This is a genomic window from Rhizobium sp. T1470 (genome assembly GCF_042140505.1).
Taxonomy (GTDB): domain Bacteria; phylum Pseudomonadota; class Alphaproteobacteria; order Rhizobiales; family Rhizobiaceae; genus Rhizobium; species Rhizobium favelukesii.
In genome coordinates, this window is record NZ_CP148091.1 from 2,314,297 (window position 1) to 2,331,105 (window position 16,809).

At 58.9% G+C, this 16,809-nt stretch carries 18 protein-coding genes, 1 tRNA gene and 1 pseudogene; 9 read left to right on the forward strand and 11 right to left on the reverse strand.

Going from position 1 to position 16,809, the window contains the following annotated elements; genetic code table 11:
- The first annotated feature begins 139 nt into the window (after positions 1-139).
- Entirely contained in the window at positions 140-952 is an 813-nt protein-coding gene (locus tag WGT02_RS11705) for a ferredoxin--NADP reductase (RefSeq protein ID WP_208250402.1), read from the forward strand.
- Positions 953-999: 47 nt separating this feature from the next.
- Here the strand turns inward: WGT02_RS11705 and WGT02_RS11710 are convergent, their stop codons facing one another.
- The 6 genes and pseudogenes from WGT02_RS11710 to WGT02_RS11735 form a co-directional block, all read right to left on the reverse strand.
- Positions 1,000-1,617 (reverse strand): GntR family transcriptional regulator, encoded by a 618-nt coding sequence (locus WGT02_RS11710; RefSeq protein ID WP_024314842.1) that lies wholly within the window; start codon positions 1,615-1,617, stop codon positions 1,000-1,002.
- A gap of 281 nt (positions 1,618-1,898) precedes the next feature.
- Positions 1,899-3,106 (reverse strand): annotated as a pseudogene (locus WGT02_RS11715) (ABC transporter permease).
- Complete coding sequence (locus WGT02_RS11720; RefSeq protein WP_208250401.1) at positions 3,096-3,812, reverse strand: ABC transporter ATP-binding protein; 717 nt, start codon at positions 3,810-3,812, stop codon at positions 3,096-3,098. Before WGT02_RS11720 ends, WGT02_RS11715 begins: the two are co-directional and overlap by 11 nt.
- A gap of 12 nt (positions 3,813-3,824) precedes the next feature.
- Positions 3,825-5,120 (reverse strand): efflux RND transporter periplasmic adaptor subunit, encoded by a 1,296-nt coding sequence (locus WGT02_RS11725; protein ID WP_208250399.1) that lies wholly within the window; start codon positions 5,118-5,120, stop codon positions 3,825-3,827.
- Between the two features lie 131 nt (positions 5,121-5,251).
- On the reverse strand, positions 5,252-5,662 hold the full coding sequence (locus WGT02_RS11730; RefSeq protein WP_082321202.1) for a GFA family protein: 411 nt from the start codon (positions 5,660-5,662) through the stop codon (positions 5,252-5,254).
- A complete protein-coding gene (locus WGT02_RS11735; RefSeq protein WP_024314839.1) occupies positions 5,662-5,853 on the reverse strand; it encodes a hypothetical protein in 192 nt (63 codons plus the stop codon). Before WGT02_RS11735 ends, WGT02_RS11730 begins: the two co-directional genes overlap by 1 nt.
- A 523-nt stretch (positions 5,854-6,376) precedes the next feature.
- On the opposite strand from WGT02_RS11735, the gene WGT02_RS11740 reads away from it, so the two are divergent.
- Positions 6,377-6,452 (forward strand) — tRNA-Lys (locus tag WGT02_RS11740).
- 360 nt (positions 6,453-6,812) lie between these two features.
- Here WGT02_RS11740 and WGT02_RS11745 read toward each other — a convergent pair.
- Both WGT02_RS11745 and WGT02_RS11750 read right to left on the reverse strand, forming a co-directional pair.
- Positions 6,813-7,604, reverse strand: a complete 792-nt coding sequence (locus tag WGT02_RS11745; RefSeq protein ID WP_208250397.1) for a putative nucleotide-diphospho-sugar transferase — start codon at positions 7,602-7,604, stop codon at positions 6,813-6,815.
- A 478-nt stretch (positions 7,605-8,082) separates the two neighbouring features.
- The gene (locus WGT02_RS11750) at positions 8,083-8,289 is read right to left on the reverse strand and encodes a hypothetical protein (protein ID WP_208250395.1); all 207 of its coding nucleotides are present in this window, start codon (positions 8,287-8,289) and stop codon (positions 8,083-8,085) included.
- 816 nt (positions 8,290-9,105) lie between these two features.
- Between WGT02_RS11750 and WGT02_RS11755 the strand changes: the two genes are divergently transcribed.
- Entirely contained in the window at positions 9,106-9,357 is a 252-nt protein-coding gene (locus WGT02_RS11755) for a GlsB/YeaQ/YmgE family stress response membrane protein (protein ID WP_024314835.1), read from the forward strand.
- A 70-nt stretch (positions 9,358-9,427) separates the two neighbouring features.
- On the opposite strand, the gene WGT02_RS11760 is transcribed toward WGT02_RS11755, so the two are convergent.
- Positions 9,428-9,709 (reverse strand): hypothetical protein, encoded by a 282-nt coding sequence (locus tag WGT02_RS11760; protein WP_024314834.1) that lies wholly within the window; start codon positions 9,707-9,709, stop codon positions 9,428-9,430.
- Positions 9,710-9,926: 217 nt separating this feature from the next.
- On the opposite strand from WGT02_RS11760, the gene WGT02_RS11765 reads away from it, so the two are divergent.
- The 6 genes from WGT02_RS11765 (at position 9,927) to WGT02_RS11790 (ending at position 15,648) form a co-directional block, all read left to right on the forward strand.
- Positions 9,927-11,819: a peptidylprolyl isomerase gene (locus tag WGT02_RS11765; RefSeq protein ID WP_208250393.1), complete on the forward strand. Its 1,893-nt coding sequence runs from the start codon at positions 9,927-9,929 to the stop codon at positions 11,817-11,819.
- Positions 11,820-11,836: 17 nt separating this feature from the next.
- Positions 11,837-12,853, forward strand: coding sequence for an anthranilate phosphoribosyltransferase (trpD, locus tag WGT02_RS11770; protein ID WP_208250392.1), 1,017 nt, complete (start codon positions 11,837-11,839; stop codon positions 12,851-12,853).
- Positions 12,854-12,862: 9 nt separating this feature from the next.
- On the forward strand, positions 12,863-13,675 hold the full coding sequence (trpC, locus tag WGT02_RS11775; protein WP_024314831.1) for an indole-3-glycerol phosphate synthase TrpC: 813 nt from the start codon (positions 12,863-12,865) through the stop codon (positions 13,673-13,675).
- Position 13,676: 1 nt separating this feature from the next.
- On the forward strand, positions 13,677-14,177 hold the full coding sequence (gene moaC / locus WGT02_RS11780) for a cyclic pyranopterin monophosphate synthase MoaC (protein WP_024314830.1): 501 nt from the start codon (positions 13,677-13,679) through the stop codon (positions 14,175-14,177).
- Entirely contained in the window at positions 14,174-15,397 is a 1,224-nt protein-coding gene (gene glp / locus WGT02_RS11785) for a gephyrin-like molybdotransferase Glp (RefSeq protein WP_208250390.1), read from the forward strand. Before moaC ends, glp begins: the two co-directional genes overlap by 4 nt.
- A 68-nt stretch (positions 15,398-15,465) precedes the next feature.
- On the forward strand, positions 15,466-15,648 hold the full coding sequence (locus tag WGT02_RS11790) for an ACT domain-containing protein (protein ID WP_029710010.1): 183 nt from the start codon (positions 15,466-15,468) through the stop codon (positions 15,646-15,648).
- A gap of 13 nt (positions 15,649-15,661) precedes the next feature.
- On the opposite strand, the gene WGT02_RS11795 is transcribed toward WGT02_RS11790, so the two are convergent.
- Together WGT02_RS11795 and WGT02_RS11800 are read right to left on the reverse strand one after the other, a co-directional pair.
- Positions 15,662-16,357, reverse strand: a complete 696-nt coding sequence (locus WGT02_RS11795; protein WP_208250388.1) for a methyltransferase — start codon at positions 16,355-16,357, stop codon at positions 15,662-15,664.
- Positions 16,358-16,376: 19 nt separating this feature from the next.
- Positions 16,377-16,808: a GNAT family N-acetyltransferase gene (locus WGT02_RS11800; RefSeq protein ID WP_208250386.1), complete on the reverse strand. Its 432-nt coding sequence runs from the start codon at positions 16,806-16,808 to the stop codon at positions 16,377-16,379.
- Between the last annotated feature and the right edge of the window lies 1 nt (position 16,809).

Genomic DNA, 16,809 nt, shown 5'->3' on the forward strand with positions numbered 1-16,809 from the left:
CGCCGGAATCCTGATGATGACACGCATATTTCGTGCAAGTTGCTTGAGAAAGAATGGAATACCTTTAATCGCAGCACTATTTGTAATATCTCGCTGGCATAGAAAACATTGCGCGACGAATACGGGACCCGATACCGAAATGAACGCCCCTGCAAAGACCGAAGACTTCGCCTCCCCGATTCCTGCTGGAGTCTATGCCGAGACCGTGCTTAGCGTGACACATTATACGGATCGCTTGTTCCGGTTCACGATGACGCGCCCGCTGGGTTTCCGTTTCCGGTCCGGCGAATTCGCGATGATCGGCCTTATGGTCGAAGGCAAGCCGATTTTCCGCGCCTATTCGATCGCAAGCCCCGCCTGGGCTGAAGAGCTCGAATTCTTCTCGATCAAGGTGCCGGACGGCCCGCTGACCTCGCATCTGCAGGCGATCAAGCCCGGCGACCAGGTCCTGATGCGCAAGAAGCCCACGGGCACGCTAGTGCTCGACGCGCTCACACCCGGCCGTCGCCTCTATATGTTCTCGACCGGAACCGGAATCGCCCCCTTCGCGAGCCTGATCCGCGATCCCGAAACCTATGAGACGTATGAGGAAGTCATCCTCACCCATACGACCCGCGACGTTGCGGAGCTGAAGTACGGCTTCGATCTCGTCGACGAGATCAAGAGCGACGAACTTCTGCGGGAAGTCGTCGGCGACAAGCTTCGCCACTATGCGACGGTCACCCGCGAGGATTTCGATTATCGCGGCCGCATCACCGATCTTATTGCATCAGGCAAGCTTTTCGCGGATCTCGGTGTTCCGCCGCTCGATCCGTCAATCGATCGCGGCATGATCTGCGGTTCCTCTGCAATGCTGAAGGACACCAAGGATCTGCTGGAAAAGGCCGGCCTCAACGAGGGCGCAAACAGCAAGCCGGCGGAGTTCGTCATCGAACGTGCATTCGTCGGTTAAAGCCCGCCACGACACACTTAGTTTACGGCCCCTCAATGGGGCCGTTTTCAATCATGGCTGCTGAGATACTTGATCAGTGCGCTCATCGCTTGGCCGGCGCCCTTTGACTTGCCCTGCTGGATGGCCCGCATGACTGCCACGTGCAGCGAGATGGTTTGATCCATTCGGTCGGGACTGGTGGACGCTGACCAGAGCCGACGCGAATGGGTCTGAACCGGTCCAAGGGCTGACGTGATGAAGGCGTTGGGGCAGGCTTCTTCGAGAATTTCGTCAAAGGCCTTGTCCGCGGCGAAGAATGCCGCAAGGTCGCCGGTTGCGGCGCAAACTTCCATCGCCTCTGCGCATTCGCCCAGCTCTTTGCGCTGCTCTGATGTGGCAAAGTCGGCAGCCAGTGCGGCCGCGATCGGCTCGAGCTCTCGGCGAACCTGCATCACATTCTCATGGTCAGTCGGCTTGATCTCGGCCACCTGCAACCCGACACGCGGCTTCACCACGATCAGCCCTTGCCACGCCAGCTTCTGGATTGCCTCGCGTACCGGCGTACGCCCGTGGCCCGCAAGGTCGATCAGGTGCTTCTCGGTGACCAAGGCGCCCGGCTGCAACGTCAGCGTCACGATCGCATGTTCCAGGGTGAGATAGGCAAGGTGACTAAGTGAATTCTGCATTCGCATATCCGTGGCTTCGGAAAATGTCGGCGGGTCGCGAAGGCGACTGTAACGTCGATGATATATCAGTGTGCTCTCGAACGGCAAGCTGGCGCCGAGCGTGGATCATTCGAGGGCGATGGTTCTCCCGCTCAGGGCGTTCCAATCCTTCAGAAACGGCAAACGGAAACGGCTTGGCTGCGCAGGAGCGGTCAGGCAAGAACGCGCCAACACCTCCACTCCCTGCCCCACGATGCTCTTCGATTCGTTAAATGTCGGGAGCCTAGCCGCGAGGCGGCTGCTCACTCGTGTCTCAGCGCCTCGATCGGGTTGAGTTGTGCCGCACGGCGTGCCGGGAAGTAGCCGAAGACCATCCCGATTGCGGCAGAGAACGCGAACGCCACCGCGATCATCATGGGGCTGACCACGAAAGGCACCTTGAGGACGGTCACTGCCCCATAGCCGAGGCCGACCCCCAGCAGGATCCCGGCCACGCCACCGAATACCGATAGTGCCACCGCCTCGACAAGGAACTGCAGCAGCACCTGGTTTTCTAACGCGCCGATCGCCAGGCGTATGCCGATCTCCCGGGTGCGCTCCGTCACTGACACAAGCATGATGTTCATGATCCCGATCCCGCCGACGAGCAGGCTGATCGCGGCGACCGCTCCCAGCAGGCTGGTCAGCAGCGTGGTGGTGCCCGTCATCGCTTCGCCAATCTGCGTCATGTCATTGACGCTGAAGTCATCTTCGCGGCCGGGGATGATCTTGCGCCGCTCACGGAGCAGGTTTTCGGTTTCGTCCTGAACTTTCGTCGTCGAGACACCGTCGCGCGCCGAAATCACGATCATCTGGACATTGGCGTTCGCTTTGCCGCCGACCCGGCGCTGATAAACCTTGACGGGCATGATGATGACGTCGTCCTGATCGTTGCCCATGCCGGACTGGCCGCGCTTGGCGAGAACGCCGATGACGCTACACGAAACCTTGCCGACACGAATCTGCTGGCCGCTGGGGTCTGCACCGCCGAAGAGCTGCGAACGCACGGTCTCGCCGAGGATGCAGCGCGGCGCCCACGTTCCTCTGCCGCGTCGAAGGTGCGACCGATTGCCATGTCCCAGTCCTGGGCGATGAAATAGTCGTTGGTCGTCCCCATCACGGTCGTCGAATGGCTCTGCCCGCCGTAGATGGCCGTTGCTGTCGTCTGATTGAGCGGCGCAGTGGCACGAAGGCCGTTAACCTGCTCGTGGATGGCGTCGACGTCCTTGATTGTAAAGCGGCGGGCCTCCGAACTCGCACGGCCGGGGCCAAACTGACCCGGACGTGCAAATAGCATGTTGGTGCCGAGCCGTGAAAGCTCCGCCGAGACCTGGGCGGTCGTGCCGTTTCCGATCGTTACCAACGCGATGACGGCCGCGACGCCGATGACGACGCCGAGCACCGTGAGGAACGACCGGAGCATGTTTCGGCTGATTGCGCGCAGCGCAAGTTTCAGCGTCTCAAAGAACATGGTCCGCCCTCCCGCGATGCTCGACTTCCGTCTCGAGCCTGCCGTCGATAAAGCGCAGCAGGCGCTGGGCGTAGGCAGCAATATCAGGCTCATGCGTGACCATGACGATCGTAATGCCCTGTTCGCGATTCAATCGCGTCATCAAGTCCATGATCTCAACGCTGGTCTTGGTATCGAGATTGCCGGTTGGTTCGTCCGCCAGAAGTAGCGAGGGTTCCGTCACAATCGCCCGGGCAATGGCGACGCGTTGCTGCTGGCCGCCGGACAGCTCCTGCGTCTTGTGATGCTCGCGCCCTGAAAGACCCACAAGTCCGAGCGCCTCCTTGGCTTTACGGTGACGCTCGCTCGCATGCATGCCGCGGTAGATCAGCGGCAGCTCGACATTTTCCAAAGCCGAGGTGCGCGACAGCAGGTTGAACCCCTGGAACACGAAACCGAGCATATGGCGGCGCAGCAACGTCAGTTGGCTGCGGTCGAAGCCTTGTGTTGACATGCCTTGGAAACTGTAATCGCCGGCGCTCGGCACATCGAGACAGCCAAGAATGTTCATCGCCGTTGATTTGCCCGAACCGGAGGGTCCCATGATCGCGACGAATTCATGCTCCCGGATCGCCAGATCAACCCGATCGAGGGCGCGGATTGCCGCCTCCCCCTGACCGTAGATCTTGGAGACCTGCTTGAATTCGATGAGTGGCGGGCTCGTCATCTTGAGCCTCGCCTACTTCGCCTGCGCGGTAGCGTCGGTAATCACGGCATCCTTTTCCTTCAGGTCACCGGAAACAATCTGAGTGAATTGCCCGTCGGAGGACCCCACTTGGATGACCACCGCTGCCGGTTTGCCAGCCTTCAGCACCCATACGCGCCGCTTCGCTCCAGTCAGGGCTTCGCCCTGGTTGCCGGTCCGCGGCCCCATCCGCGGTGGTCTTAAGAGGCCGAAGATGCCGCGGCCACGGGGAGATTCGGCAGCAGGGGGTGCATAGCGCAGCGCCGAATTGGGAAGCATCAGGGTATTCTTGACCGCCTCCACGGTGACGTCGGCCGTGGCAGTCATGCCGGGACGCAACAACAAGTCGGCATTGTCGACGGAGAGAATCGCCTTGTAGGTTACGACGTTGTTCGTTGTCTCTGACGCAAATCGGATCTGCTTGATCTCAGCCGGAAAGGTCCGATTGGGATAGGCGTCGACCGTGAATGTGGCCTTCTGGCCGACCGCGATCTGGCCGACATCGGCCTCGTCGACGTCGACCTGAAGCTCCATCTTCCTCAAATCGCCAGCAATGACGAACAGCACCGGCGCCGAAAGCGACGCTGCGACCGTGGCGCCCGGATCGACCGAACGCGTGAGAATCACGCCGTTGATCGGCGAGACGATCTTCGCCTTGGCGAGGTTGACCTCGGCGAGTTGTAGATCGGCTTCCGCCGAGAGCACGGCGGCGACGTTGATGTCCTTCGCGGCGACCGCGGAATCGAACTTGTAGCGCGCATCTTCGAGGCTCTGCTGTGTCGAAACGTTGCTTTGAACCAGGTTACGAAAGCGTTGGAACGAACTCTGGGCCGACTCAAGGTCGGCCGTTGCCTTCACCACGTTCGCTTTGGCCGAATCGAGCTTCGCCCGCGAACTCTTTACGTCAGCCTCGAGCTTGTTCGTATCGAGAGCAGCAAGAACCTCGCCGGCCTTGACTTCGCTGTTATAGTCGACGTTGACGTCGCGAACCGTGCCGGACAGCTCGCTTGATATATCCACCTGTTCTGTCGGCTGCACCGATCCCGTTGCCGTCACCAGCACGGTTAATTCGCCGCGCTTGATCGGCTGCGTGGCATAGCTGTATGGGTTTTCTTCTCGCCGCGAATAAAAGTAGGCGGCGGCACCAGCGGCAAGAATCACCAGAAGCAATACCAACAGGCGACCACGCCAACGGCCTTTGGACTGTTTGCGTGAGGCCACAAGGACGGCAGCCAGGTCGGCGCTCGCCTTTGTCGACTTGGTTTCGTGCATATCCTTGACGTCGTTCATTCCGGCCTCGCAGCATGCTGCCAATGCAGCCGTCAGCAAGATGAGCATGTCGAAGCTGAACGGCGGATTAGCATCGGCCCGGATTGGCACGAAATGGCGATGGAATGAAATGAAATCTTGGTAATGAGAGTTCAGTTTTTCGTAGGATCCATGGCATCGAAGGCATCCGCTTCGTATTGCCCGGCGCCCTCTATCGGATGCAGCCAGGTTTCGCGTCGCTTGATCCAAATCTCTTCAATCGGCTGGAGATCGTTCGGAGCGTCGTCCAGCGAACCAATTCGGACCTCTGCAAATCTATCGCTAAGGCAGAAGAGACGTTCGCCACATCGCGGACAGAAGCTGCGACCCGCGTAGGTGGATGTTTCCCCTGCTTGATAGAATGATGATCTCGGCCAAACTGCAAAGGCGACGAAAACGGATCCGCTCGACTTGCAGCAGTCGCTACAGTGGCACAGTCCGACGCGGAGTGGTTCGCCTCTAGCCGTGTAGCGCGCCGCGCCGCAAAGGCAGCCTCCACTCCGGATGCGCGTTGATAAAGTCATCAGTGAGCCGGCATGCGACGCTTGGCGGCCATCAGCAGATCGAGTTCTGTGGCAGATGGCCCGAATTTTTCATAGAGCCGCTTTGCTTCGGTTTCCTCCAGGCGATATTTCCTGGCAAACTCACCGAGACTATAAGGCCGCCCGCGCAACACTTTTCGGGTCGTCGGCGTCGATGTAGTCACGCTGGTCATTCGCATTCTCCTTGGTTGCACAAGGGGCTAGCTAGAGCGTCGCGTGACTTTGTGAAGGTGTTGAGCGGTCATCCGAAAGGCTTGATTCAATTAATTTTTTTTGGGGAACCTTCTGCCCCCTCGCGCATTTATAAGGCGAGATTGTGAGCCGCGCCAAGCGGACGCGGCGGCGCGAAAGAATGCCCGGATTTTTCCGCTTTCCCCGGGTGGCCAACGAAGCGGCACTCGAGCTTTCGCCCGTCCGGTTCATGATCTCGTTTCCCCCAACTTTGACAAAGCGCTTTCGGGCGCTTTTCTTTTATGGTCCTTGCACAATTGCAAAATGCTGGGCTCGCGCGATCATGATGATAGCCGCAGTTGGTCGATGGAAATGAAGCCGGCATAGGCTGGCGGGCTGCCTTTTCAGGCCCAGGCGCAAGAAATGTGCCTGATGCACAGGGAACGACGATTTTTTGGTTGACCGCAATGGGGCGCCTGCATATGTTCCGCGCACTTCCAGCCGGGCGAACCGCTCGGCGACAGGGAGAGCGTAGCTCAGCCGGTAGAGCAACTGACTTTTAATCAGTAGGTCTCGGGTTCGAACCCCGACGCTCTCACCAATAAAATCAATGACTTACGATAGATTTCAGGTTTGGCTTCCGTGTCGTGTCGCCACACCGACGGTGAGATGGGTCGGTCTTTTTGCGTTTCTTTGGCATTGGGTGAGAAAAGCCGCCGGCATTCGCGCCGACACCTGGCGTTTGGTCAGGCGTCGAGACCCCTTCCCCTCCGTCGGGTCTACTCGTTAAACGAAGGGAACTTTCTGCAGATTTTTGGGTGATGTTGACGCAATCACTCTGACAGGTTGTTGCGCGTGGCTTCAAGCTTCTAGGCGCCAGCACAAGAAGGCTCGAACGCTTCCAGCGCCGGGACCCTTTCGCCGTTGCTCGGTTTTTCTCGGCAACGTCCAGGGGGTCGCATTATAGCTTCGGCCGTTCGTCGATATTTGCATTCATCAAAGGCGCGAGGATCTGTTCGATCGTGTCGATGCGCTCCTTGCGTCGCTCGAGCCTCTTATTGCGACCGCGCTTCTCGTGGGCCTTGGCCTGCCGGCTTGCCTGCAGTTGCTCGATGTAGACTGCATCGGACTTTGCGTTTGAAAGCCGATCGAAGATCCAACAAAACGAAGGGGGAAGTTCGCCAACCTGATATTGCGGGCTCTCGCTTGCGCGATCCTCATCAAGAATTTCTTGGAGGACAATTTGATCCCATATCTCAGGATCCTGGTCGCACCGTTCTTTCCATACTTCCAATAGGCGCAGTGTCGCCGGCGTGTCACGCAATAGGATAGTTGCTGAAATCAGCCGGTCCTCCTCCCGATAAACCGCTAGATCACAGCTGAATGTCGTCATAACCGGCCAAGGATCTCGGTGAAAAACAGCATCCACATCCACATAAAGCAATGGGCCGCGATGCGCCCTTCGCGCCTCTAGGAGAAACGTGGGCTTGAGCGCTGCGTTGCGCACCCAACTGCCGGTACTGTCCACCACAGTGGTGTGAACGAGCAACCCAAGGCGCTTGGCGGATGCTACCATCCGCGCGGCTTCATGCTCATAGAACGTATTGGAAGTATAAAAGCCGACAATTTTCCCGTGGGCGTTCGGCGATATTATGATTTGCGAATCTATCGGGAAGGGTACGACGTGATTACGATACTTAGATTTGGATGCGCTAAAGAAATCGAAGAATCGATAAAGTAACTTTGAACTCATTTTGTGCGGAAATCCATTAAGGTCGGAGGGAAGGCACCTGTAATTTGCCCGCCTACCGTGGTTGCGTGATGCCCGCAAACCAATTTTGTTTTGTCGAAGGAGCGCCGTAAATATTATGCGTCACTGTAGCGCCTTTGCCACGTACCGCCTTTTTGCTCGGCGATCAGCCAGGGCGGCATCGGCTTCACCGGCCGGCGCGTGTCTGGCGTAGGCAAATGGTGGGTCTATGGATAAATCCGCACTTCAAAGATGTGAAATGCGATAAAACGAATCTCACCTGATCTTAATCGGTAGGCCGTCGTTCGAACCCGACGCTCCACGAACATCAAGCTCGTTCTGGCGTGTTTGAACGCTATTTATTGCACCGGCCGTGGCGGCTGCAGGTATGGCAGTCTTCTCTGCGGGCACGTGCTGGTTTCCTATGGCTACCTGTCCGCAGATTGTTTCGTGTCCTTGCCCCAATGAATGTGACGCATTATCAATGTGACGTCGCCTTCCGGCTGGCCAGCAACAGAATGTAGTCATCCGCCGCATCCGCTATTGCCATCGCCACTTCCGCAGGCGCCCACCCCTTTTGCTTCGCATCGCGGATGATCTGATGGAGTGCGGGTTCAACATCGGCACGGCAATCGAGCAGACGTTGATCATGGGTGGCGTCATCACGAACCGACTGTAGATTGATCATAGCTGGAACCCCTCTCATGTGAAGGAAGCTACCATGACATAGATTGCAGGTTGAGCAAGCAAATGCTTAAGGAAAGCCGCAATTTCGTTGAGAATGAGCTTTTTCGATTACATAAGCGGCGTCGGCAAAACGATTCACGGCATAATCAACCATCAAATCCGTCACCAGAGCGTCGTCTATCTTGCGAGCCGCGTGCCGACGACGGCCCGAGCACTCGTCTCCAGGCACAAAACTGATCGCATATTGGTATTATTATTACACAGCTGATAAGGCGCAAACTATGACAATTGGTATGCATTTCGACGCAATCTTTAAAATATGATGACCTGCTCGACGCAATGTTCATCTCGCATATGCAGTTGAAGATGTATGCCTCGCAAAATGCGTGCCTAGGGAGGCATTGCATCCGTTCCACGGGAACTCCTCAGGACTTCTCACGGCGCACTCGACACAGCGTCGAGTGTTTTGAGAAAAACGTCCAGTAGTTGTGTTTTTCGTCATACGGAGGGGAGCGTCGTCGTCCAGCATCATTGGGGTGGGAGAAGTTTAAGGTGGACTTGAGGCAGGTTCTCTGCCGTCTCGCTTGTCTTCGGGCGAACACATTTGCGTTGCGTAACCAAATGGATCGCCTATCTTTCTTGCAGGAGAATTGAGTCTGAGTGCCGGCATAGACATTTACGCCACCATTTGCGCTGCGAACCTATCCTATATTGCCAAATCACATGTCTCTCGTGCCGCGCACCGCCTGGCTATCATAGCAGGACCTCAATTTCTGCCTCGAGCGCTGACTTCGTTGTTCTCTGGAGGGAAAATCATATGGAAGACGCAGGCGTAGGTTGGGTAGCCGCTATCATTATCGGGGGCATTGCCGGGTGGCTCGCGGAAAAGTTCATGAACAGCAACATGGGGCTGTTGATGAATATCATTCTCGGCATCGTGGGCGCGATCGTCGCAAATGCCGTACTCTCAGGATTGGGCATCGCGCTCGCTGGCTGGCTCGGCTATCTGATCGCCGGCTTTGTCGGCGCATGCCTGCTCATCGCTGTTGGCCGGATCATTCGCCGCTAGGCAGTAACGCAAAATCAAAAAGCCGGGCGTCAGCACGCCCGGCCCTCGACTCGTCAAATGCCGATCGATTTTATCGACGGCTCATCAATCCGAAAAGATAAGCGACGCCGGCTGTCACGGCGAGCGCGAAGATAGGCTCCTCCCTTACCTTGTCGCGCACGCGTTCCGTCATGACCGAAGCTTCATCGGCGACGGCGGTCTTGGCGCCGTGTCCAAGCGCCACAACGCTTTCGGACAGGCGTGCAAGGTCTTCGCGCAATGCTGCGACCTGTGCGGAAAGATCGTCTGCCGCGATCTCCGCCTTCACACGCGCGGTTGCGGACTGGGCGGAGGCGGTTTTCATATCGGCCATGGTCTGCTCCTCTTTTTCCGGATGCTGTTCAACGAATCAGCCCTGGGAAAGGTTCCGATATCCGGTGTCTTTTGCTGCGCCAAGCGCTTCTGCGTGATTGCAGATATAGCGCAGATGTTTTCGCGCGATAACCCTTCATTTCCTGCCGGCTTTGTTCTAAGGAACGTCGAATGCTTTGCCCGCGAACGGGCGAATATAATGCGAGGTTTGCGTTTCGATGTTCGATCTTCTGAGAAGAGCTGCTCACACCTGGGTTGCTAAGCTCCTCATGCTGCTTCTGGTCGCCTCTTTCGGCATCTGGGGTGTGTCACGCTCGCTCATATCAGGCGGCAATAGCACGACGGTCGTCAGTGTCGGAGACCAGCACGTGGAGGTCAACGAATTCCGTTTGGCCTACCAGCGGCAGGTCGCAAATCTCAGCCAGCAGTTCGGTATGCGGCTGACGCCCGATCAGGCCCGCGCCTTTGGCGTCGAACAGCAGGTATTGGCGCAGCTGGTTGCCGGCGCGTCGCTAGATCAGTTGGCCGAAGACATGAACCTCGGGCTATCGCAGGATCGGCTTGCGCAGCTGATCGGCGACGATCCGGCCTTCAAGGCCGTCAACGGTCAGTTCGATCGCACCCTCTTTACGTCGCGACTGCGCAATGCCGGCATCCGCGAGGATGACTACATCAAGGAGCGCAGCAAGGTTGCCGTTCGCAGCCAGATTGTCGATGCTGTCTCGAACGGCTTCACGGCGCCGAAGACACTAGTTGATGCGCTCAAGCTCTATCGCCAGGAAAGCCGCGGCGTCGATTACCTGTTGCTGACCAATGCCAATATCGAGCCGATCAAGGCGCCTGCCGAGGATGTGCTTGCCAAGTGGTTCGAAGGTGCCAAGACGCGCTATCGCGCACCGGAATACCGCAAGGTCGCTTTCCTCAAGCTTCAGCCGGAGGATATCGCCGATGCCGCCTCCGTCACGGATGATCAGATCCGCGAGGACTTCGACAAGCGGAAGGAGAGCTTCCGCACACCAGAGACCCGCACGATCGAGCAACTGACCTTCCAGAACAAGGATCTCGCCAATGCCGCCGAGGCCGCGCTGAAAACCGGCACGACTTTCGATCAGCTGGTGACCGATCAGGGCAAGACGTCAACCGACGTATTCTTGGGCGAGTTCTCCAAGGACAAGGTTCCGGATCAAGCTATTGCGGATGCGGCCTTTGCAGTCTCAAAAGACGGTGGAACGACGCCTGTTGTCGATGGCACCTTCGGCCCGGTTGTCCTCCGCGTCAGCAACATCAAGCCCGAGAGTGTCAAGAGCCTTGACGATGTCAAGGACGAGATCCGCAAGCAGCTCGCCGTTTCCAACGCTTCGCAGGAACTCATTAACGTACACGATCAGATCGAGGATCTGCGCGGCTCCGGTTCGACGCTGGAACAGATTGCAGAGCAGCTCAAGCTCAAGGCTGTTGTGGTCGACGCCGTCGATGCCACCGGTCTCGACAAGAATGGCAACGAGGTCAAGGATATTCCGGCCAAGCAGCAGGTTCTTGGCGCGGCCTTCAGGACGGATGCGGGCGCCGACGCTCCTTCCCTATCGATCGGTACTGACGGTTATCTCTGGTTCGACGTCCGCGACGTTACGCCGCAGCGCGACCGCCCCCTGAGCGAGGTCCAGGACAAGGCCGTCGCTGACTGGACTGCTGAGCAGCAGAAGCTTGAACTTGCCAAGAAGGCCGAAGAACTGAAGCAGCAAGCCCAGAAGGGCACATCGCTGGCTGATATCGCTGCGCCGCTTGGCATAACCGTCGAAAGCAAGACCGGCATTGCCCGCGGGACCGATGATGCGGTTCTCGGTCGTGGCGGTGTTACCGCTGCGTTCTCCGGCCCGATGGACACGGTTGCCAATGCCGTCGGCGGCGACCCGACGACGCAAATTCTTCTCAAGGTGACTGAAGTGAATACGGAACCGACGAGTGACGTGCTCAACAACCAGGACCAGCAGATCACAGCAACGGCAAACGCTGCCGGCGATGACATTCTCGATCAGATGGTCAACCTGCTGCAGACGCAGTACGGCGCATCGATCAATCAGTCTCTCGCCGATCAGGCGGCAGTCCGCTAAGGGGGGAACATAAGCGCATGACAGATCTGAAGCCGCTTTTGGCGAAGGCTGCGAGCCGCGAGCCGCTGACACGTGAGGAGGCCCGCGAGGCCTTCGACATTCTGATGTCCGGTCAGGCGACTCCTTCGCAGATCGGCGGCTTCCTGATGGCGTTGCGCGTCCGTGGCGAAACGGTCGACGAGATTGTCGGCGCCGTGACGACGATGCGCTCCAAGATGCTGACGGTTGATGCGCCTGCCGACGCAATCGACATCGTCGGAACCGGTGGCGACGCGAGCGGGACCTACAATATCTCAACGCTGGCCGCCCTCATCGTCGCCGGTGCCGGTGTACCTGTGGCCAAGCATGGCAACCGGGCCCTGAGCTCGAAATCGGGTGCAGCAGATAGCCTCGCCGCTCTTGGCGTCAGGCTGGATGTAAGCCCCGAGGTGATCTCCCGCTGCATTCGCGAGGCTGGTGTGGGCTTCATGTTCGCCCAGCAGCATCACTCGGCGATGCGTCATGTGGGTCCGACGCGCGTCGAACTCGGCACGCGGACCATCTTCAATCTGCTTGGCCCGCTGTCCAATCCGGCCGGTGTGCGGCGCCAGTTGCTTGGCGTGTATGCGCCGCAGTGGGTCGTGCCGATTGCGGAGGTCATGCGCGATCTCGGTTCCGAAAGCGTATGGGTCGTCCACGGCAACGGCCTCGACGAGATCACGACCACCGGAAAGACGAGTGTTGCAGCACTCGAGGATGGCAAGATCCGCACATTCGAACTGTCTCCCACGGATTTCGGCGTCGAGCCTTGCCGGCTGGAGGCCATCAGAGGCGGAGACGGTGTGGTGAACGCCGCCGCCCTGCGCGACGTTTTGAGCGGCGCAAAGAACGCGTATCGCGATATCGCGCTTGCCAACGCAGCTGCGTCGTTGGTGATATCAGGCAAGACTGAGATGCTTCAGGACGGCATGCGGCTTGCTGCGCAGTCCCTGGACAGCGGTGCGACGGCCGCGGCCCTTGATAAACTCATCGCCGTGTCGAACGACATCGACTAGGATAGAGCCATGACCGACATCCTGAAGAAGATCGAACGCTACAAGCGGGAAGAAATCGCCGCCGCAAAGGCGAAAGTGTCGTTGGCCGATCTGAAGGCGATGCAAGCGGATCAATCGGCACCGCGCGGCTTTCACCGTTCGTTGGTTGCGAAGTCAGAGGCTGGCCAGTACGGCCTGATCGCTGAGATCAAGAAGGCCAGTCCGTCAAAGGGTCTGATCAGGCCCGATTTCGATCCGCCATCTCTGGCCAAGGCCTATGAACTCGGAGGTGCGGCCTGCCTTTCGGTGTTGACCGACACGCCAAGCTTTCAGGGCGCGCCAGAATTTTTGATGACGGCACGTGCGGCGTGTTCGCTGCCGGCACTGCGCAAGGATTTCATGTTCGAGACCTACCAGGTGCAGGAAGCGCGTGCCTGGGGTGCAGATTGCATCCTGCTGATCATGGCCTCACTTTCGGATGACGATGCAAAGCGCCTTGAAGATGAGGCCTTCGGGCTTGGCATAGATGTGCTGGTGGAAGTCCACGATGCCGAGGAGATGGAGCGCGCGCTGAAACTCACGTCCCCGCTCGTTGGCATCAACAATCGCAACCTCCGGACATTCGAAGTCAGCCTTGCGGTCAGCGAGAAACTCGCGCCAATGGTTCCCGAGGATCGCCTGTTGGTAGGCGAAAGCGGCATCTTCACGAATGCTGATTGCAAGCGTCTCCAAGCGGTTGGCATCGACACGTTTCTGGTTGGTGAGAGCCTCATGCGCCAGGAAGACGTTGCGGCCGCCACGCGTGCGCTGCTCTTCGGCGAAGCCGTGCTGGCGGCTGAGTGACATGAGCGGGCCCCAACCCGGATTGACCCACATTGATGCCTCCGGCGAGGCGCACATGGTCGATGTCGGCGACAAGGTCGAGACCACAAGGGCTGCTACAGCCGAAGGTTACGTGCGCATGGCAGCGGCGACACTCGATCTTATTCGCGCAGGCAATGCGAAGAAGGGCGATGTTATCGGCACAGCCCGCCTTGCCGGCATCATGGCGGCCAAGCAGACGAGCAATCTGATCCCGCTCTGCCATCCCCTAATGCTTACGAAGGTTTCTGTCGACATCACGGCGGATGCCGATCTACCCGGCCTGCGCGTCAGTGCGACCGCGAAGCTGACGGGCAAAACCGGGGTCGAAATGGAAGCGTTGACCGCCGTTTCCGTTGCCTGCCTGACGATATACGACATGGCCAAGGCTGCCGATAAGGCCATGGAAATCGGGGGAATTAGGCTGCTCGAAAAATTTGGCGGCAAGTCTGGAGACTTTCGTCATCCGGAGTACGGCAAATGAGCATGCTCCCCGTTGCCGAGGCGCAAGATCGTCTGCTGTCGCGCGCAAAGCCGGTTCAGACGAGAGAAACCGTTTCTCTGCCGGAGGCCGAGGGCCGTGTGCTAGCAGCTGACGTTGAGGCCAAGCTGACCCAGCCGCCTTTCGACGCGTCCGCGATGGATGGATATGCACTGCGCCGCGAGGATGTTCCAGAGCCCGGCGCCGAACTGAAGCTCATCGGCACATCGTCAGCCGGTCGCGGGTTCGACGGTGTCGTCGGCAGGGGAGAGACGGTCCGCATCTTTACGGGCGCCCCGGTTCCATCAGGCGCAGACAGCGTGCTGCTCCAAGAGGATGCTGAGAAAATCGAAGGCGGCATCCGCGCGACATTTGCCGTTCGGCTTGGCCAGCACATTCGGCCCCGCGGCCAGGATTTTGTTGAAGGCGAAGCCGTGCTCAAGGCGGGCACTGCGCTTGACTTTTCCCGCCTGACCGTGGCCGCCGGCATGAACCATGCAGCGCTCGAGGTCTGGCGCAAGCCAGTCGTCGCGTTGCTCGCCACCGGTGACGAATTGCTGCCGCCCGGAAGCTCGCCTGCGCCCGCGCAGATCATTGCATCGAGCACCTTCGGTATTGCCGCGCTGGCCCGCAAGGCTGGAGCCGAGGTTCTCGATCTCGGGATCGTGCCCGACGACATCGCCGCGATTTCGGCGGCGGTCGAGCGCGCCCGGCAGGCCGAGGTCGATGTCATCGTGACGCTCGGCGGGGCGTCAGTGGGCGACCACGATCTGGTGCAGGCTACGCTGCTCGCCGCGGGCATGAATCTTGATTTCTGGCGGATTGCCATGCGCCCGGGCAAACCGTTGATGGTGGGCAGCCTCGGGGACACGCATGTTATTGGTTTGCCCGGCAACCCGGTATCGAGTCTGGTCTGCGGGCTGCTGTTCCTGGAGCCGTTGATTCGCAAGCTTGCCTCGCTTGCGCCGGTCAGACGCGACGCAGAGGTGGAGACGGCGGTAACGCTGCGTGCCAATGACCAGCGACAGGACTATGTGCGCGCCACGCTGTCGCGACTGCCGTCAGGTGCCCTGTGCGCAGAGCCGTTCGGCAAGCAGGACTCGTCGATGATGAAGATATTCGCTCGGGCCGACTGCTTGATCATTCGGCCACCCCATGCGCCCGAACTGCCCGCAGGAAGTCCCTGCCCTGTGATGATGCTAAGACCCGACCTTCTTGGCTGAAACCGTCTAGTCTGCCGTTTCATTTGTGGTGCTGGGTATTTGCTCAACCAACCGAAAGCAGGATTGAGATGACGAAGGAGACCGTCTGGGACATGCATGCCAGGCTGTCCGGCATGACGCCGACCCTCATGAATGGCGAGTTCGTATTCTGCGTGATGCCCGACGAGGATGTAGCTCGGCTTGCGGTTCCCGATACGCTGCCTTGGTTTCGCGAGCGCGAAGGAATCTCTCAGGAAGCGTCGTCCAACTGAGCGTCTTCCTTGATCACCCGTCCGCCCCCAGGGTGAAGACGCCGCCAATCGCCGCCTGGCCGGTCGAACCATCGCCGAAATCGGGGACAGCATATTCAGCGATAAGCCTTAGAGCCGCGAGCGGCAGCGACCGTCTACGTGGATCCCCTATGAGGACCTCGATGCCTGCTTTGCGACAGGCAGTAAGGAACGGCAAAACTCTCGCTGCAAGCGGTGCACTATAGAAGACGTCCCCCGCAAGAATGACATCCACGTCGGGTGGAGCGCGGGAGAGAACATCGGTGCTTGTTACTTCGACTGTCACACCGTTCGCTTCCGCGTTGAGACCGATTGCCGAGGTAGCGTTCCTGTCGATCTCCGCTGCGATCACCCGGGATGCTCCGCATTTTCGAGCCACGATCCCGACGACGCCGGAACCTGCGCCGAGATCGAGGACGCGGCGATCGAGAACGATATCTGGATGCTCCAGAATGTGTCTGGCAATCAGGGTTCCGCCGGCCCAGCCATGGGCCCAGTACGGCGGTGGATCCTCCGCGTCGTTGGCTCTGAGGCGCGAGAGCCCGCTGCCGGGATGAGCCGTATAGAGCAGTATCTCAGGCAAGCCTGATGCCGGCTTCAGCTGCAGGTTTTCGACGATAAAGGTGCGAACATCCGCCCCGGAAAGAGCGCGGGACCCTCGGCTATCCTCACGACGGTGCTCTCCGCTCATTCGCTTCCCGGCCGCCCGATCAATAGTTCTTCATCGCCAGATGCGGCATCCCGCCATCGGGAAATTCATCGCCGAACGCGACGAATCCAAAGCGCTCGTAGAGAGCTATCTTGTCGCTTTGCGCGGTCAGATAAAATCGGTTCTCACGGACTGATCGGTGTTCGTTCATCGCATAGGTCATCATGGCGCTTGCAACGCCATGACCGCGCCACGTGTTGCAGACGGCGACGCGGCCGATCTTCACATGCTCCTCGGCATGAATGATCCGCAGCGTTCCGCAGACATCGCCGTCCGCTATGGCAACGACGTGGTGCGCGATGAGGTCGAAAGCATCGAACTCTTCATCGCTAGGGACCTTCTGCTCGACGATGAAGACCGCGCGCCGCAGCTTGAACGCTTCGTTGCAAAGAGTGCTGAAAACGGGAACCGTCAATACGACCGTATCTGCCATT

Bases quoted from the DNA above. Each gene is read 5' to 3' on its own strand.
- trpC (WP_024314831.1), top strand. From the start codon at position 12,863: ATGACCGACATCCTGAAGAAGATCGAACGCTACAAGCGGGAAGAAATC.
- trpD (WP_208250392.1), top strand. From the start codon at position 11,837: ATGACAGATCTGAAGCCGCTTTTGGCGAAGGCTGCGAGCCGCGAGCCG.
- WGT02_RS11750 (WP_208250395.1), bottom strand. From the start codon at position 8,289: ATGATCAATCTACAGTCGGTTCGTGATGACGCCACCCATGATCAACGT.
- WGT02_RS11725 (WP_208250399.1), bottom strand. From the start codon at position 5,120: ATGAACGACGTCAAGGATATGCACGAAACCAAGTCGACAAAGGCGAGC.
- WGT02_RS11800 (WP_208250386.1), bottom strand. From the start codon at position 16,808: ATGGCAGATACGGTCGTATTGACGGTTCCCGTTTTCAGCACTCTTTGC.
- WGT02_RS11755 (WP_024314835.1), top strand. From the start codon at position 9,106: ATGGAAGACGCAGGCGTAGGTTGGGTAGCCGCTATCATTATCGGGGGC.
- moaC (WP_024314830.1), top strand. From the start codon at position 13,677: ATGAGCGGGCCCCAACCCGGATTGACCCACATTGATGCCTCCGGCGAG.
- WGT02_RS11760 (WP_024314834.1), bottom strand. From the start codon at position 9,709: ATGGCCGATATGAAAACCGCCTCCGCCCAGTCCGCAACCGCGCGTGTG.
- WGT02_RS11730 (WP_082321202.1), bottom strand. From the start codon at position 5,662: ATGACTTTATCAACGCGCATCCGGAGTGGAGGCTGCCTTTGCGGCGCG.
- WGT02_RS11720 (WP_208250401.1), bottom strand. From the start codon at position 3,812: ATGACGAGCCCGCCACTCATCGAATTCAAGCAGGTCTCCAAGATCTAC.
- WGT02_RS11735 (WP_024314839.1), bottom strand. From the start codon at position 5,853: ATGACCAGCGTGACTACATCGACGCCGACGACCCGAAAAGTGTTGCGC.
- WGT02_RS11790 (WP_029710010.1), top strand. From the start codon at position 15,466: ATGACGAAGGAGACCGTCTGGGACATGCATGCCAGGCTGTCCGGCATG.
- WGT02_RS11705 (WP_208250402.1), top strand. From the start codon at position 140: ATGAACGCCCCTGCAAAGACCGAAGACTTCGCCTCCCCGATTCCTGCT.
- WGT02_RS11765 (WP_208250393.1), top strand. From the start codon at position 9,927: ATGTTCGATCTTCTGAGAAGAGCTGCTCACACCTGGGTTGCTAAGCTC.
- WGT02_RS11795 (WP_208250388.1), bottom strand. From the start codon at position 16,357: ATGAGCGGAGAGCACCGTCGTGAGGATAGCCGAGGGTCCCGCGCTCTT.
- WGT02_RS11745 (WP_208250397.1), bottom strand. From the start codon at position 7,604: ATGAGTTCAAAGTTACTTTATCGATTCTTCGATTTCTTTAGCGCATCC.
- glp (WP_208250390.1), top strand. From the start codon at position 14,174: ATGAGCATGCTCCCCGTTGCCGAGGCGCAAGATCGTCTGCTGTCGCGC.
- WGT02_RS11710 (WP_024314842.1), bottom strand. From the start codon at position 1,617: ATGCAGAATTCACTTAGTCACCTTGCCTATCTCACCCTGGAACATGCG.